Source organism: Jatrophihabitans lederbergiae, assembly GCF_031845305.1.
Classification (GTDB): Bacteria; Actinomycetota; Actinomycetes; order Mycobacteriales; family Jatrophihabitantaceae; genus Jatrophihabitans_A; species Jatrophihabitans_A lederbergiae.
The window spans coordinates 21,330-37,914 of record NZ_JAVREH010000014.1 but is presented as its reverse complement, the minus strand read 5'-3'; the positions used below and the strand labels follow the sequence as shown (position 1 = coordinate 37,914).

Sequence of the window (16,585 nt, the reverse complement as noted above, 5' to 3'; positions counted from 1 at the left end):
ACCGCGATGCTCACATCAACTCACGCGTGGAACATGGACTACGAGCCTGCCGCTGAATTCGGCACCGGCCGGCAACCGAGATTCCGGTTACTGGGCAACCTCGAGGTGTGGTCCGCAGATCGGCAGACCGAGATTCGTGGCACGATTCAGCGCACGTTGCTGGCGACGCTGCTGGCGGCCGGCTCCCGGACGGTCTCGGTGCAGTCATTGGTCGACGAGCTGTGGGCGGAGAACCCACCCGCCACCGCTGAGAACTCCCTGCAGGCACATGTGAGCCGGCTTCGCCGCAAGCTGCACTCGGTGGGCGATCGGCAGCCGCTGGGTCTGCTCAGCCTGCCCTCGGGCTATCGGCTGCTGGTCACCGACGTCGATGTGGACGCGCTGCTGTTCATGCAGACCGTCCAGGAGGCGCGCAGGCGCGCGGCTGTGGACCCGCACGCCGCGGTGGATCGGATCCGGCAAGCTCTGGGCGCCTGGCGCGGCCCGGTCTTCGGTGGCCCGATGGGCGGATCGATCTGCCAGGCCGCAGCGGCAAGTCTGGAGGCCGCCCGGACGGTCGCGTTGGAGACCCTCTTCGATCTGGAACTGCACCACGGACGGCACAGCGAGGTGATATCAGAGCTCAGCGCGCTGGTGGAATCTCCCTCGCTGAACGAGCGAATCTGCGAGCAGCTGATGGTCGCGCTGTACCGGTCCGGCCGCCAGACCGAGGCCTTGAGTGCCTTCCGTCGGATGCGCGTGCGCCTGGACGACGAGCTCGGGGTATCCCCGTCGCCATCGTTGCGCAAGTTGGAGACCGCGATCCTCAACCACGACCCGGCCCTGCATTACGGTGGCGATCACCTGTCACTGCGGTCCTGATCCCGCCCCTCGGATCACCCCGCGTCGCGATTGCCGCCCGGCCGCCCCGTCTTCGTCGATCAACACCGTGTCGGCAGCGTCGGAGCGGTGCCTCCACAGTGTTCACCACGCTACGGGCAGGTCTAGCTCCGGCTCGCCCGCGCTACTGCAACACGACCTGGGTCTGGATGACCTGGCCGACGAGCATCCGGTCCGTGCCGTTCTCGGTACGGAACAAACTCGTCTGCACCACCGTGACCGTCCGACCCTTGTGCAGTGGCCGGGCCACCGCGACCACTGTGCCGGCGCGCACCGCCGCGAAATAGTTGATCTTCAGCTCTATGGTCGACGTCGCGGCGCCCGGGGGCAGGTTGACGTAGGCACAGATGCCCGCCATGCAGTCGGCAAGACTCACCAGGGCACCGCCGTGCAGCACGCCCGCGGCGGTGCAGCGTTCTGGCGCCCACGCCATCGATCCCACCACCTCGTCCGGGTGCACCGATTCGATTCGGATGTCAAGCGTGTCGGCCAGCGGCATCAATGCCAGCAGTGCCTTCGGGTCGTGCTGCATCGTCCGGCCTCGTCCCTCTGCTACGTGTTGGGCAATCTTCTACCTGATCCATCCGCTCAGCTGTTGCGTTCGACCAACCGGTGCAGGTGACGGGAAAAGTCCGAGGTCACCGCGGCCGCGTGGGTGTCGATATAGAAGTGGCCGCCGGAGTAGTCACTGTGGCCGAGGTACTGCGGGCTGCGGCAGGGCCAGGACGACATCGCGGCCGGATCCTCCATCAGCGGATCGGAGCGACCGCCGTAGGACACCAGCGGGCACGAGACCCCCACGCCGTCGTCACGATACTGCGCGGCCACCGAGAGATCCGCTCGCAGCGCTGGGATCACCAGCGCCAGCATCTCGGGATTGTCGTAGACCGCGGCGGGAAAGGACCCGAGCTTCTTGATCCAGCCGATCATCTCGGCCTCGGGCATCTGGGCCTGCTCCTCGGTCGGGAGAAAGAATCCTTCCGGCGCCCAGCCCGACATCCCGATCAGCGCCGGGGTGTCGATGCCGTCCTGGTCCATCCGAATGGCCAGCCGAAAGGCGAGCTGGGCGCCGAGGCAGTGCCCGAAGAAGGCGAACGGCCGATCGTCGAGCTCATCCAGCACGGCGTCGTAGAGTGCATCGAGCAGATAATCCCAGTCGGTGAACGTTTCCTCCTCCCGCCGGTCGTGTCGGCCCGGCAGCGTGACCGCCTGGGCGGCGATGTCGTCGGACAGCAGCGCGGCCCAGTCACGATAGATGATCGCGCCGCTACCGGCGTGGGGGAACAGGAACAGCCGTATCTCGGCGGTCGGACTGGGCTCGACGGGCTGGAACCAGTGGCCGCGGGTCGCGGTCATGCGGGTTGCGGAATCGAGTGTCACCTGGGGTCTCCTTCGGGGTGGGGTTGATTTCAGCGTGCGGCGCGTAGGACGGGCAGCACGATCGAGGCGATGTCCTTCAACTGCGTCTCGGCATCCAACGAGCCGACCCGGATGATGATGTGTCGGGCCCCGGCCCGGACGTAGCCGGCCAGCCAGTCGGCACATTCCTCGGGCGTTCCCCAGCCGTAGGCCTGGAGCCGGGACATCTGATCGAGTGAGCGGCCGTAGTAATGCCCGAGGTAATCCTCGAGTTCGGCTTGGGCCGCCGCCCGGTTCGGGTTGACCGTGATGGTGGCGTACATGCCCGCCGTAATAGCGCCCGGTGCTCGTCCCGCGGCCGTAGCCTCGACCTGAATCTGCTGCCAGGCTTTGGCATACGCCTGCGCGGAGGGTAGAAAGGGCAGCCACCCATCGTAGTACTGGACGACCCGCGCCAGCACCCGCGGAGTGTCGCTACCGGCCAGCCACAGCGGCGGTCCCCCCGGCCGCGCGGGGTCCGGCAGCCGGTCTAACCCGGTGGCCTGCCAGTACTTGCCGGTGAAGTCGGTGGTCCCCTCCGGGGTAGTGCTGGCCCAGGCCCGCTGCCACAGTTGAGTTGTCTCGTCCAGCCTGGCGGCCCGACCGGTGAAGGAGGCACCGACGGCGGCGAATTCGAGTTCGGTCTCGGGCATCGGAAATCCCGAGCCGACCCCGAGCACGAGTCGTCCGGAGCTGACGTGGTCCAGGCTGGTGATCATGTTCGCTGCGATCAGCGGATGCCGCAGCGCCGGAGTGATCGCGGCGGTGCCGAGGGTGATGCGGCTGGTCGCCGCAGCGGCGGCCGCGAGCACCACGACAGGATCCAGGCGGGGCCTGGCCAGCAGCGAGTCACCCGTCCACAGCGAATCGAAACCGAGTAGCTCGGCCTGCTGGGCGAACGAGATCAGCGGGCGACCGGCAAAGCTCCCGGTGATCGCCTGCTCCCTGGTGGGCAGCAGCACCCCGACCTGGGGCTGGTCTGAATCGGACATGATCTGGTCTCCTCAGGTCTGGACGAACTCGGGCTCGGTGGCATGCACTTCGGCGAGCAGGTCATCGCGAATCTCGCGCCGCAGGAGCTTGCCGGCTGGGTTCCGGGGCAACCGCTCGGCAAAGCGGTATCCGGTCGGCAGTTTGTAGTCCGCGAGTCGGCCGCGCAGGAACAGGTTCAGCTGCCGCGGGGTCACGGTAGCGCCGGGAGTCAACACCACGCTGGCATAGACGGAGTCACCCCAGCGCGGGTTGGGCACCCCGAACACCGCTACATCGCTGACCTCGGGATGCTCGCTCAGTTGCTTCTCGACCTCGGCCGGGTAAATGTTCTGGCCGGCGACGATGATGGTGTCGTTGATCCGGTCGCACAGGAACAGGTAGCCGTCGTCGTCGAGGTAGCCGAGATCACCCATGTGCAACCAGCCGTCCTGCAAGGCTGCCGCGGTGGCGGCCGGGTTGTTCCAGTACTCGAGCATTGCCGCCGGTGTCTTGATGCAGACCTGTCCGATGACACCGGGCGCCGCCGGCTCACCGGTGGCCTCCGGCGCACTGGTGACGGGCACTATCTTGAGCTCGTTGCCCGGGCACGGCCGGCCGGCGGCACGCAACAGCGGATTGCCCAGCGTGTGCACCGCCGGAGGCAGGCAGACCGCGACACTACCGGCCTCGGTGCTGGAATAGATCTGGGCCAATTCACATCCGAAAACTTCGATGCACCGGCTCAGCAGCGCCTCGGAGATCGGGGCCGCACCGTAGGCGATCTTGCGGAACGAGGCGAACGTCGAGTTGTCCACCCCACGCTCATCGAGCATGAGCTGCAGCATGGCGGGCGCGGCGAAGGTGGTCGTGACACCCCACGCCCGCACCAGCCGAACCGCCTCCTGCGGCTCGAACATCCGCATGATGACGTTGGTGGCACCGGCGCTGAAGCCGTGCATGAACCAGCCAATGCCGGCGATTCCCATACCGGGCAGGGTGATCAGGTTGACGTCGGTGGACAGCCAGTCGATCCAGGCGACACCGGCCGCGCTCATCGCCGTCGGCAGCGTGAAGAACGATCGGTTCGCCAGCACCACGCCCTTGGGCAGGCCGGATGTGCCGCTGGTGTAGATCTGCACGACCGCGTCGTCGAATCCGGTCACCGGCGGAAGGTCCGAATCGTCGAAGCCGGCGGACCAATCGCGCAAGCCCTGCCCGTGATCGCTGTCGCCGCCGAGGTCCAGGCACACCAGCTCGCGCAGCTGGGGCAGCTCCGTCCGTATCCGCTCCACCACTTCGCGGTATTCGTCGTCGAACATGAGAAGTTGGGCGCCGGAGTCACCCAGGATGTGGTCGACCTCGCGCGGTGTCAACCGCCAGTTCACCGGTACCAGCACCGCGCCTACCTTCGCGCAAGCCAGCAGCGAGGTGTAGTAATGCTCGGATTCCTTGCCCAGATAACCGATCCTGTTCCCGACCTCGATGCCGGTGGCCCGCAGCGCATGAGCCACCCGGTTGCTGTCGGAATGCAGCCGCCGGTAGTTGACCACTCGATCTTCACAGATGATCGCCGGGTGGTCGCCGCGCTCGCGGGCGTGCTCGATCGCGCGGCGGGCCAAGGTCGGGGCCGGTGCGGTGCTCATGAACTGCTTCCCTCGGTGTCGAGTAGTTGGCCGTTGACGAAATCGGTGAGCTGCTTGACCGTCGGGTAGTCATAGGTCAGCGATGCTCCGAGGATGAGTCCGAAGGCTGCTTCCAGACCGCGCTTGACCTCCATCGACATCAGCGAATCCAGGCCCAGGGACAGCAGTTCCGCGGTCGTGTCGAGGGATTCGGGTTCGTCGTACTGCAATGCCGCCGCGACGGTCGCCCGAATGACGCCGGCAATGACGGCGAGCCGTTCCTCCTTCGGCTTTGCCACCAGGGCCGCAATGTCCAGGCCGGCGGCGGCGCGCTGGGCGGGCCGGGCGACCTCGCTGTACAGCGCATCGGAGATTGGCCCGGCGGTGGCGATAACATCCCAGTCGTACTGGCCCACGATGCGGTGAGCGGTCGGATCGCTGAGCAGTCCCGACAGCGCACGCAGTGCCCGGGTCGGGGAGAAGAAACCGATGCCGCCGAGTTCCACCTGACGACTCAGTGTCGGGTCCAGCCGCGCCGACATGCCGACCCCTGCCCAGGCGCCCCAGTCGACCGCCAGAGCCGGCAGCCCGCTCGCGCGCCGCCAGACCGCCAGCGCGTCACCGTAGGTGCTGGCCGCAGAGTAGTGCGCCTGGGTCAATCCCCCGATCACTCCCGCGATCGAGGTGTACAGCACGAAGAACTCAAGATCGGTTAGGTCCCGGCTCGCCTCGTGCAGCGCCCAACCGCCGTAGACCTTCGGCGCCAATTGCTCATCGATGGCCTCCCAGGTCAGTCCGCTGATCATCGACTGGCCGATCTCGCCGGCCGCGTGCACGATGCCGCCCACCGGTGGCGCGTCCACGCGCAGGTCGGCAAACAGTTGCCGGACGTCCTCGGCAGCACCCAGGTCCGCCCGTAGCAGCCGGACGGTGGCCCGTTCGGACAGCTGGTCGAGTACCGCGGTGGCCTCGGGGGTGGCAATGGCACGCCGGCTGACCAGCGTCAGGTCCCGGGCGCCGAGCTCCACCAGCTTACGGGCGGTGACCAGGCCGAGCCCACCCAGGCCGCCGGTGATCAGGTACGTACGATCGGGCCGCAGCCGGATTGTGTCGGACAGTCCTTCGGTCGCGTACTCGGCGACCGCGACCGGCTGCACCCTGCGCACCTGCCGCTCCCTGCCGCGGTAAGCCAGCTGGAACTCGGCGTTGCTGTCGGATTCCCACTCCGACACCAGCGGGGCGCTGTCGCCGGCCGGATCGAGATCGACCAGAGTGGCGGAGTAGCGCGGGTGTTCGTTGAGCAGGACCCGGCCGAAGCCCCATAGGGTGCTCGCGGCGAGCGCCTGGCCGTCGTCGGGGCGATCGCCCGGCAGCAGTTGGGCACCGCGGGTCACCAGCCACAGTCGCAGCCGCCGGCTCGGCGGCGACGCCTCCAGATCACCGATCACCTGCAGCAGCTCGCGGTAGTTGCGTTCGCATTCGGCCCGCAAGGCTGCCGAACTCACCGGCTCCGCGCTGCGGCGCCAGAACCAGCAGACGTCGGTGACCGACCGGTCCTCGAGCGCGTCGGGCAGTTCCGCGAGGTCGGCCAGCGGCGATACCTGACAGGCCGCATCGGCCAGTGCTGGCAGGTTGGAGTTGAGGGTGAGCACGTGGCGCGGCTGAGACGTGCGGGGCAGTTGCCGTTCGTCGGCCAACCAGCTCAGTTGGTGCTCGAAGTGCTGGCGTTCGGCAACGGCGCCGCCTATTTCAAGAACTACGCCGCGCAGCTCGGCGACCGGGTTCCGCCCTTCGAGGATGAGCAGATCGGCAGTCCACCGCTGTCCCGGCGCCGTCGGCTCCGACCCGGTCTGAGCCACGACCTGGAGCTGGGAGCCGCGCGGTTTCTTGAACATCCGGACCGACTGCATGCTGACCGCGCTGCGCAGTACGCCGTCCAGGTCGGCAGCGGCCAGCGCCTGCAGCGCGGCCTCGACCACCTCGACCGGCAGCTGTTCCACCGGTCCGGCCGGGCGGCAGGTCAGCTCCGCGGCAAGAACTCCGGCGGGGTGGCAGTCGACCGTGGTCAGCAACCGGAACGCCGGACCGTAGTGACGCCCTACCGAGGCGAAATCGGTGTAGAGATCGGCGCCAGAGATCGAACCGGTGACGGGTCCGCGATCGTACAGGTGTTGCCAGAGGCCGTCACCGGGCGTCAGGGGCGTGGCCTCGGTCAACAGCGTGGCCCGGGCATGCTCGGTCACCACCTCACCCAGCGCGCTTTCGATCCGGATCTCGACCTGGTCCGCGCCAGGCCGACAGGCCACGGTGGTACGCACCCTGGCCTCGTCGTTGCTGAGAACCAATGGCTCGCCGACGCTCAGATCGGTGACGACTCGGCCGGTATGGCCCCAGATCGCGTCCTGCGCGGCCATGATCGTCTCGATGTAGGCCGCGATCGGTACCGTCGTAGCGTCGGCGATGAGGTGCTCGGCCAGGTAACCGGGTTGCTCGGTGCTCCACTCGGCGTCGAACTGCCAGCTGTAACCGTCGTCGGCGGCACCGGCTGAAACCTGTTCGCCGAGCAACGGATGGCTCGTCGAGGCGACCGCCGTGGCACGCCTGCGGCCGACGCCGCCGTTGGGCAGCCAGTAGCGCTTGCGCTGGAACCGGTAGGTGGGCAGCGTCAGCAAGTCGGGTCGGTCGTCACCGTGCACCCGCCGCCAGTCGATGCTCAGCCCACCGAGGTAGCCGGCGGCGAGAGACTTGACAATGGTGTCGCCACCGGTGTTGCGGCGGCGCAGGCTGGCCAGCCACAGATGTTCATCGGTGCCCAGGCAGCGCCCGGCCAAGGAGGTGAGCGCGGTGGACGGGCCGATCTCGATCAGAGCGTGCCGACCGCGCCGGACGCCCGCGGCGAGGCCGGCCTGGAACAGCACCGGGCTGCCGATGTGGCGTACCCAGTAGTGCGGATCGGTCAACTCACCGCGCTGGCCCAGCTTGCCCGTCACGTTCGAGACTATTGACAGGGTGGGCTCGTTGAACGCGATTCCCTCTAGCGCAGAGAGGAACTTGTCGTACACCTCGGTCATCAGCGGCGAGTGGAAGGCATGCGATACGGCCAACTGCTCGACCCGGACACCGGCGTCGGTGAGCACCGCCGACACCGTTGCCAGCGATTCGAGGCCGCCGGAGATGACGCACTGGTCGGGTGCATTGATTGCAGCCAGTGCCAGATCCGGGTAGTCGGCCAGCAATCCGGTCAGCTCGTCAGCCGCAGTGCTGACCGCCGCCATGCCGCCGGGGGTGCTGACCGATTGCATCAGCCGGCCACGGGCGGCGACCAGGGTGACCGCGTCGGCGAGGCTGAAGACGCCGGCCACGGTCGCCGCGACGACCTCGCCGATGCTGTGCCCGATCAACACACCCGGCTGCACACCCCAAGACAGCCAGAGTTTGGCGAGTGCGTATTCGAGGGTGAACAGAGCCGGTTGGGTATATCCGGTCTGGTGAATCAGCTCCGGCTCCGGTGTCTGGCCGAGCAGCAGGGCCCGGACCGATTCGGTCAGCAGCGGCCCGAACAGCTGATCGCACTCGTCGACCCAGCGGGCGAATACCGGGTACTGCCGGTACAGGGCCGCACCCATGCCGGCGTATTGCGAGCCCTGCCCGCTGAACAGAAATCCGGTCTTGCGGATGGCAACCGGTTCGGGTCGGTCGGTGCGTGCGGCCTGCTGATCCAGCGCGCGTACCAGGCTGGCACGGTCGGTGACCACGGCCGCGGCCCGATGCTTGAAGTGCGCCCGACCGATGTTGCCGGTGGCGCAGAACTGACCCGCGTCGAGGTCCGGACGGTCGGCTGCGTACTGCTGGTACTCGGCAAGCTGAGCTGCCAGCGCGGCCGCGCTCTTGGCCGACACCGTCAACACCGACGGTGGCTGCTCGCTGGCCGCCGGTGCCGGTCGGGGCGCGGGTTGCGGTGCCTGTTCGAGTACGACCGCGGCGATCGCGCCGGCGAAGCCGAAGCTGTTGACCAACGCCCGCCGGATCGGCGCCGACCAGCTGCGACCCACCACCGGGATCTCGATCGAATAGCGATCCCAGGGAATCCGTCCGGACGGGGTGGTCAGGTTCAGGTGCGGGTAGATGGTTGCGCTACGCAGTTGGGCGACGACCTTGATCAGACCGACCAGGCCCGAGGCCGGTTCCATGTGACCCAGATTCGTCTTCACCGAGCCGACGACCAACGGGTTCTGCTTGTCGTGGGAATCACTGAACACGTCGTTGATCGCACCGAGTTCGATCGGGTCGCCGAGCGGTGTGCCGGTGCCGTGGGCCTCGACGTAGGAGACGTCACCGGGAGTCAGCCGGGCGGCTTTGATCGCGTTGCGCATCACGATCTCTTGGGCCGTCCCGTTCGGAACAGTCAGCCCGACGCTGTCACCGTCCTGGCCGACCGCGGTGCCCCGCACGATCGCGAGGATGTCGTCATTGTCGCGCTGGGCGGTGGATAGCCGCTTGAGGACGATCACTGCACACCCCTCGGCCCGCACGTAACCGTCGGCGCCGTCGTCGAAGGTTTTGCACAGGCCGTCCGGGGCAAGCATGTTGGCGTGCGAGAACACGACCGAGATGCGGGGGTGGTGCAGCGCATTGACGCCGCCGCACAGGGCGATGTCGGTCTCGCCGCTGCGCAGGCCCTGGACCGCCATGTGCAGCGCGGTCAGCGAGGAGGAGCAGGCGGTGTCGATGCTTGCGCTCGGTCCACGCCAACCGAGGAAGTAAGAGATCCGGCCCGACAGCGGGAACATCGTGATGCCGGAGGCGAGTAGGCCATCGAGCTCGGTATAGGGGAGCGAGTCCAGTTCGAGTGCGTAGTCGATCGAGCTGGCACCGATGTAGACGCCGCCGTTGCCGCGCCGCAGCGAGGTCGGGTCGATGTTGGCATTCTCCAGTGCCTGCCAGGCTGTTTCGAGCAGCATCCGCTGCTGGGGGTCGATGTACTGCGCTTCTTTCGGTGAAATGTTGAAGAACATCGGATCGAACAGGTCGATCCTGTCGAGAAAGCCGCCACCGGTGGTTTGGATCTTACCGCGGTCATCGGGCCCCTCCGGGGTGAAGGCGGTGACATCCCAGCGATCGGACGGCAACGGACTGATACCGGAGCTGCCCTTAGCGAGGAACTCATCGAATTCGTCGAGGGATTCGCTACCACCGGGAAAGCGCAGGCCGACACCGACGATGGCGATCGGCTCGTACTTCTGCTGGAGCAGGGCGTCGAGGCCATCCTCTCCGGACGGAACGGCCTCGCTCGGCTCGGACGACATCGGTGCTCCTTCGGGAAGGTGTTGGGGTACCCGCTCGAATCCGCCGAGGGTGGGCGGAAAGCCGAGAGGTGTACTGCAGGCGTCGGCAGGCGGGTCCGACCGAGGACGTCAGGCGGCGGAGACGCCGGAAACGGCGGCCGGCAGCCCGTTCAGGTACTCGATGAGGTCATCGACGGTGGGCTGGTTGAAGAGCACGGTGGCATCGATGGCGATGTCGAGAGTGTCTTCGAGCCGCTGCTTGATTTCGGTCAGCCGCAGCGACGTGAGCCCGAGATCGAAGTAATTGGTGTCCATGCTGAGTTCTTCGCCCTCAACCAGCAGCAGCCGGTCCCGGAAGATCTCGATGACGAGGCCCTCCAGAATGTCGGCGGACTGCTCGGACGAAGGTAAGTTGAGGCTTTCTCCGAGGAACGGCCCCGCATCATCACCATGATCGGCAACTTCGCGGTGCGGGGGGTGGTGCACGTCGTTGGTCATATCGTTGCCCGTCGATCCGGAAGAGTCACCGCCGCCGGACCAGGCTGTCCGGTGCCATCGATCTCAACAGCGGCGACTGATTCGTGCCTGACAGGGCGCTGATCGGACTCGGCCCGGGTGCGGGACTCGACCGATTCAGCCAGCGCGCGGGTCCAATCCACCTCAGGTCCTTCGCCGTAACAGGCAACGGACTTCTCATACAGGCGCTCCCATAAATCGAGTGCGGCCCATTCACCGAACCGGCGGTGCACCGTCGGTGGCTTCACGCCGAACACCGGTGGCAGCGCCCGCCAGGGGCAGTTGCTGGTCAGCACGAACGCGATCGCGCTGAACACGGCCCGATCGTCGGCCCGGGACCGGCCGCCACCTTGCGGTCGGGTGCGTGGTGGCGGGATCAGGGGCTCGAGCAGTTGCCAGAGATCGTCGGGCACCAGCCGCCGCGCGAGTTCACCCGACATAATCCGGTAACCTCCAGCGTCGTTTCGCCATGAACAGCGGGTGAATCTTCCATGGCCGTTTAGAGCCGGTCCCAGGTACGCGCATTCGTGCATACTCGACGGTCCGAGAATATGCCTGCAGCATAGGGGGTGCGGTAGCCAGATTCCAATACCCGAGGATATTACCCCTCACGTCATCGACAGATAGGTCCGGTCAGGGCGAGGCTTGCTAAACCGGGGCGAGCCACTGAACGCCACGGTGCATGTCCGCAACGGCGATCTGCTGTCCCGAAGGGGCAGAGCTCAGCCGGCCAAGCACGCAGGCTCAGGTCCGCAAGGAAGGGCCTGGCCGCCAACCGGAAAGGAACTGTCGTGACTTCGACAAAGGAGATTACGGTGACCGACCTCAACGCGGTCGTCGACGATTACATCGCCGTCTGGAACGAGACCGACGCGGGCGCCCGTACGGCCAAGATCGAGAAGCTGTGGGCCGAGGACGCCGTGTACACCGACCCGCTGGCCTCGGTCGTCGGCCGCGACGGTTTCAACCAGGTGCTGCAGGGCGCCCAGGATCAGTTCAAGGGCCTGCAGTTCGTCCGGGGCACCACCTTCGATGCGCACCACAACATCGTCCGGTTCACCTGGGAGCTCGTCACTGCCCCGGGCACCGAGGCCATCGTGGTGGGCTTCGATGTCGCCGTGATCGGCGAGGACGGCAAGATCAGCGGTGTCAGTGGCTTCATCGACAAGATGCCTGCCGCTGCCTGACCCCGCACAACCGCACAACCCGGGCCGCGCTGGGACCGGACGTCTACCTACGGGTAGCCGGCCGCTCCCCGCGCGGCTTGTGCTGTGCGGCGAGCGGAGCAGCGTGGGGCTAGAGCGAGCGGAGCAATTCTGAGGTTTCCTCATCCGCCGGGTAGAAGGCCTCGATCGCCAGTTCCTCCACGGTGATGTCACGCGGGGTGCCGAAGGTGGTGACCGTGCTGAACAGGGACAACACGTGCTCGCCGTGCTGCAGCCGCATCGGCACGATCACGTCGCCGGCCACGGGATTGCGGCTCGGTGCGTCCTGCCTGGGCGCACGGTTACCGGTGTAGCCGGTGAGCTCGGCATGCAGCTTGACCAACTCCCGGTCGCCGCTGATGCGCATCTGGCGCCTCAATCGGTCGAGCACGTGCTCGGTCCACTCCTCGAGATTGAGGATGCGGGGCGCCAGCCCACGCGGATGCAGGCTGATCCGGAGCATGTTGCACGGCTCCGCCAGCAGGTCCGCAGGCAACTCGGCGATGAGTAATGACGCACTCGCATTGGCCTCGACCAAATTCCAGCTGTGGTCGACCACCAGAGCTGGGTAGGGGTCGTGACCGGTCAGTACCTTGCTGATGGCCATCCGGACCATGGACAGCCGTGGTCCGTCCAGCTCCTGCTTGGAGTATTCCGGCGCGAAGCCTGCGGCCAGCAGCAGTTGGTTACGGCCGCGCAGAGGCACCTCGAGGTGCCCGGCCAGTCGGATCACCAGACTGCGACTCGGCGTGGAACGGCCGTTCTCGACGAAGCTGAGGTGCCGTGGCGAGATCTCGGCCTTGTTTGCGAGCGCCATCTGGGTGACGTTGCGGGAGCGGCGCCAATCACGCAACAAGTCGCCGAACACATACCGTTGGTCTAGTTGTTGGGTCATGAGCACCCTCCTGGCGCTGGCGGTCGGGAGTTATCGAACGAGGTAGGGCTGCCTTAATTCCGCTACCAGCATATGTGGCTTCACCGTCCAAAAACAGGTTATTTGCCGCCCTGAGCCGAACGATACGGCCTAACCAGCAGACCCGCCCGGTCACCCCCCATGAAAGTGGCGCGCGAGCCCGCGACCTCGACGTTGGGCAGGCTCCGATCGTCAGCCAGATGTCAGCGCTGGATCAGGCAACGCTGGCAGAGTGGGTTTAGCAAGGAAAGCCGAACAGTAGCCGGCAGGCGGGTAGCGCGGTAATCCTTCAAGGAGAGGTTCCCTGAGTGGTTTAAGGGGATCCGGGCATCGCTCGGATGGGCTTCACGGCCTGCGCAAGTTCGAATCTTGCCCTCTCCGCAAGTTGAAAAGCTGTTCCCGACACAACGAAAGGCTCGCAGCCGATCCGGCCGCGAGCCTTTCGTTGCGGCAGGCCCATCGGCGCCGGTGTGAATCAGCGCACGCATGGTTTCACGGCGAAACTGAGGCGGCTGCTACATCAACTCGTGCAGGATCTGCGCCGTCGACTCGTCCGCGGGTAGGAAGGCTTCGATGCTCAGCTCCGCGCTGGCACCGCTCAGCGCCGTCACCGTGGACAGGAATGCCAGCTCGCGATGCCCGGACCGGATTCGTAGCGGAACAGCAACGCCCGGCTCGACCTCGTAGCTTTCCCCGCCCGGGTAGTCGCTGAGCTCGGCATGCAGTTCGTGTAGCTGGCGACGGCCGCTGGTTCGGGCCGCCTCGTCCAGGTGGCGCAGCACATGAAAGCGCCACTGTGCCAGATTCCGAATCCGGCCGGCGAGGCCGCCCGGATGCAGACTCAGCCGCAACACGTTGATCGGCAGCGCGCGTAACTCAGGCGCCACGTCCGCCGTGAGCAGCGCAAAGCTCGAATTGGCGGCGACCAGATCCCAATTGTGATCTATCGCCAGCGCCGGGTAGGGCCGAAAGCCGGCGAGGATGGTGGCGATCGAGTCCCGAACGTTAGCCAGCAGCGGATCGGCGATCGAGCGGTAGAAGTAGACGGGCGCGCGGCTGGCCATACCCTGTAGCACCCGGCGACCGCGCATTGGCACCCCGAGCTGCTCCGAGATCTCGAGCGCCGACACGCTGTTGGGCCCGACGTCCGGGGTGTCGATGTAGCTGACATGCGACGCGGGCACTTGCGGATCCAGGATCAGTTGCAGTTCACTCGCTCGCGAGGGAGTGCCGCCCCGCTCAGCCGACGCGCCACCTACCGGCGGGTTGGGATCGGTCACCGGTGCTGCACAGCTACCGTGCTGTCCTCCCTCGATGCCCGGCCCGGCAGAACCGCCCCGGCAGACAGGAACGCCTGCAGGTCGGCATTCAATCGATCGGCGTGGGTCGCGAACAGGCCGTGTGCTGCACCCGGGTAGAGGTGAACCGAAGCATCGGGCAGTAGTTGTGACGTCTTGAGGCCGCACAGCGGCCACGGCGCGCCCAGGTCGGCGTCGCCATGAATGATCATCGTGGGAACCGAGACCTTCGCGGTCTCGGTTCGCTGGTCGGCGGTGATCAGCGTCCGGTAGATCTCCACCGCGGCACGGGGCGAGCTGTCGAGCGCGATGTCGATGATCCAGCGGGCAAATTCAGCGGACACCGCGGCGCGTTCGGGGTCAGCGCCGGCGAAGAACGTCCCGGCCAGCTCGCTCATCCACTTCGGGCGGTCCGCGGTCATCACCTCGACCAACTGATCGAACAAGGCGATGTCGAGGCCATCGGGATTGTCCTGGGTCTGCATCATGAAGGGAGTGGTCGAGGCAACGAGGACCAACCCGCTCACCCGCTGCTCGCCGTACCGGGCCAGGTACTGCACCGCTTCGCCACCACCGACGGCGTAGCCGACCAGGGCGACGTCGGTCAGGTCGAGGTGGTCGAGCAGATCGGCGAGGTCGTCGGCCAGGCTGTCGTAGTCATAGCCCTGCCACGGCCGGTCCGACCGGCCGGAGCCGCGCCGGTCATAGGTGATGCAGCGAAAACCCTCTTTAGCCAGGTATGGAGCCTGGTGTTCCCACATCTTGGCGCTCAGCATGGCAGTGCCGAGCAGAATCACCGGACGTCCGGTTCCCCAATCTTCGAAATACAAACGGGTTCCATCACGGGTTGTCAGCAGGCTCATGGTCAGCTCCAGGCTCGGCAGGGGTGGTGGCGGCGCGCCAGGCAACGACGTATCGCTGTCACGGGCGCGCCGGGTCCGGGTTGGTTCAGACCTTGGCCGGACGCGGCAGCAACTGTGCAAGGAGGGCGGCGAGAATCCCGAATGCCATCAATGGGATGAGCGACACCTGCAGCGCGTGGGCGAAGGACTCGGCGTGTACGACGTTGCCCAGGGCCGGGTAGAACACGGTGCCCGCAATGGCCACACCGATCGCCGCGCCACCCTCCTGGGCGGTGTTGACGGCACCCGAGGCAGCGGCCGCGTGTTGCGGGTCCACGCCCATCAGCACGGTGTTGGTCAGCGGACCGGTCGTCATGCCCATGCCGAAACCGGCGACCAGCAGGCCCGGAATGAGCCAGCCGATGTCGCCGCCGATACCGATCTCATGCACGGTCAGCGCGACCAGGCCGTAGCCCAAGGCTATCGTCACCGGGCCGACTGCCACCAGTTGGCGTCCCATCAGCTTGCTCAGCGAGGTGGCGAGCACCGAGGTGCCGAAGTATCCGGAGCCGAGTGCGATGAACAGCAGGCCGGACTGCAACGCGCTCAATCCGCGGCCCTGCTGCAGGTAGAAGGCAAACAGCAGGAAGAACGAACCCATCGAGAGGAAGTAGGTCACGGTTGCAGCCAGGCCCACCGAGAAGGTGCGGTTGGCGAACATACCCGGGTCGATCAAGGGCTGGCCGCCGCGAGCGGCGAGGCGACGCAGATGCACGATCGCCTCGACAGCCAGGACGACCGCCAGGATCAGCCCGGCCCAGGACCACACCGGCCAGTGCTGCTCGCGGCCCTCGACGAGGCAGTACACCAGCAGGCCCAGCGCGCCGGTCACCAGGAAGGCACCGAGCAGATCCAAGCTGGCGCCGGGGGTGCTGGCGATCTTGGGCAGTACCTTCGGGATGAACAAGAGACCGAGCAGTCCGATGGGAACGTTGATCAGGAACACCGCACGCCAGTCGAGACCGTCGATGTTGAGGCTGATCAGAGCGCCGCCGACCAGCTGACCGAAGACGCCGGCCAGGCCGATCACCAGGCCATAAGCGGTGAACGCCTTCGCGCGGTGCTCGCCGGTGTACATCGTGGAAAGAATGCCGAGCACCTGGGGTACCAGCAGAGCCGCGCCGACGCCCTGCACGATGCGCGCCAGTACCAGGTCGGTGGCCGTCGGGGCCAGCCCGCAGGCGAGCGATGCGACGGTGAACACGGCGAGTCCGATGCCGAACATGCGGCGGCGTCCGTAGAGATCGCCCAGCCTTCCACCGGTGATCAGCCCGGCGGTCAAGGCAACGCCGTAGCCGGCGAAGATCAACTGGACCTGCGCCGGGCTGGCGTGCAGGCCGGATTGGATCGACGGAATGGCGACATTGGCGATGAAGTAGTCAAGGATGGTGACGAAGGTGCCGACCATGACGAGGGCAAGTGCACCCCAGCGGACCTTGTCGGCGGCGGCGCCCTGCGGTGCCCGCTCAGCCGGGTTCGCCGTTTGTAGGGCAGGGGGTCCAGTACTCACATCAGAGCTCATGATGCGCTCCTTCTTTTCGGATGTTCGGATTAGTCGACGTTCTATGAAGATCGCGGCTACGGCGGCGTACCTC

13 protein-coding genes and 1 tRNA gene are annotated in these 16,585 nt (G+C 66.7%); 3 read left to right on the top strand and 11 right to left on the bottom strand.

Translation table 11 applies throughout. The features are described 5' to 3' along the window. Window positions 1-6: 6 nt before the first annotated feature. Window positions 7-861 carry an AfsR/SARP family transcriptional regulator gene (locus RM423_RS12100; RefSeq protein WP_311423285.1) on the top strand — a complete coding sequence of 285 codons (855 nt, stop codon included), beginning with the start codon at window positions 7-9 and terminating at the stop codon, window positions 859-861. Window positions 862-1,003: 142 nt separating this feature from the next. Here the strand turns inward: RM423_RS12100 and RM423_RS12095 are convergent, their stop codons facing one another. The 7 genes from RM423_RS12095 to RM423_RS12065 form a co-directional block, all read right to left on the bottom strand. Then, window positions 1,004-1,411: a PaaI family thioesterase gene (locus RM423_RS12095; protein WP_311423284.1), complete on the bottom strand. Its 408-nt coding sequence runs from the start codon at window positions 1,409-1,411 to the stop codon at window positions 1,004-1,006. A gap of 56 nt (window positions 1,412-1,467) precedes the next feature. After that, a complete protein-coding gene (locus tag RM423_RS12090; protein ID WP_396327702.1) occupies window positions 1,468-2,235 on the bottom strand; it encodes a thioesterase II family protein in 768 nt (255 codons plus the stop codon). Between the two features lie 53 nt (window positions 2,236-2,288). Continuing rightward, window positions 2,289-3,269, bottom strand: coding sequence for an LLM class flavin-dependent oxidoreductase (locus RM423_RS12085; protein ID WP_311423282.1), 981 nt, complete (start codon window positions 3,267-3,269; stop codon window positions 2,289-2,291). A gap of 12 nt (window positions 3,270-3,281) precedes the next feature. After that, window positions 3,282-4,892, bottom strand: coding sequence for a long-chain-fatty-acid--CoA ligase (locus RM423_RS12080; protein ID WP_311423281.1), 1,611 nt, complete (start codon window positions 4,890-4,892; stop codon window positions 3,282-3,284). Next, the gene (locus RM423_RS12075) at window positions 4,889-10,177 is read right to left on the bottom strand and encodes a type I polyketide synthase (protein WP_311423280.1); all 5,289 of its coding nucleotides are present in this window, start codon (window positions 10,175-10,177) and stop codon (window positions 4,889-4,891) included. Before RM423_RS12075 ends, RM423_RS12080 begins: the two co-directional genes overlap by 4 nt. Before the next feature lie 108 nt (window positions 10,178-10,285). After that, entirely contained in the window at window positions 10,286-10,654 is a 369-nt protein-coding gene (locus RM423_RS12070) for an acyl carrier protein (protein WP_311423279.1), read from the bottom strand. Continuing rightward, on the bottom strand, window positions 10,651-11,112 hold the full coding sequence (locus RM423_RS12065; protein ID WP_311423278.1) for a transposase: 462 nt from the start codon (window positions 11,110-11,112) through the stop codon (window positions 10,651-10,653). Before RM423_RS12065 ends, RM423_RS12070 begins: the two co-directional genes overlap by 4 nt. Window positions 11,113-11,463: 351 nt before the next feature. Here RM423_RS12065 and RM423_RS12060 point away from each other — a divergent pair, with 351 nt between their 5' ends. Then, a complete protein-coding gene (locus RM423_RS12060) occupies window positions 11,464-11,859 on the top strand; it encodes a nuclear transport factor 2 family protein (RefSeq protein WP_311423277.1) in 396 nt (131 codons plus the stop codon). A gap of 109 nt (window positions 11,860-11,968) precedes the next feature. Here the strand turns inward: RM423_RS12060 and RM423_RS12055 are convergent, their stop codons facing one another. Then, a complete protein-coding gene (locus RM423_RS12055; RefSeq protein WP_311423276.1) occupies window positions 11,969-12,772 on the bottom strand; it encodes a helix-turn-helix domain-containing protein in 804 nt (267 codons plus the stop codon). A gap of 311 nt (window positions 12,773-13,083) precedes the next feature. Between RM423_RS12055 and RM423_RS12050 the strand changes: the two genes are divergently transcribed. Then, window positions 13,084-13,171, top strand: a tRNA-Asp gene (locus tag RM423_RS12050). 134 nt (window positions 13,172-13,305) lie between these two features. Here RM423_RS12050 and RM423_RS12045 read toward each other — a convergent pair. From RM423_RS12045 to RM423_RS12035, 3 genes are all read right to left on the bottom strand, one after another. Beyond that, the gene (locus tag RM423_RS12045) at window positions 13,306-14,070 is read right to left on the bottom strand and encodes an MmyB family transcriptional regulator (protein ID WP_311423275.1); all 765 of its coding nucleotides are present in this window, start codon (window positions 14,068-14,070) and stop codon (window positions 13,306-13,308) included. Then, entirely contained in the window at window positions 14,067-14,951 is an 885-nt protein-coding gene (locus tag RM423_RS12040) for an alpha/beta fold hydrolase (protein WP_311423274.1), read from the bottom strand. The genes RM423_RS12045 and RM423_RS12040 overlap by 4 nt, the downstream gene beginning before the upstream one ends. Window positions 14,952-15,036: 85 nt before the next feature. Then, entirely contained in the window at window positions 15,037-16,512 is a 1,476-nt protein-coding gene (locus RM423_RS12035) for an MFS transporter (RefSeq protein ID WP_311423273.1), read from the bottom strand. Window positions 16,513-16,585 lie beyond the last annotated feature (73 nt).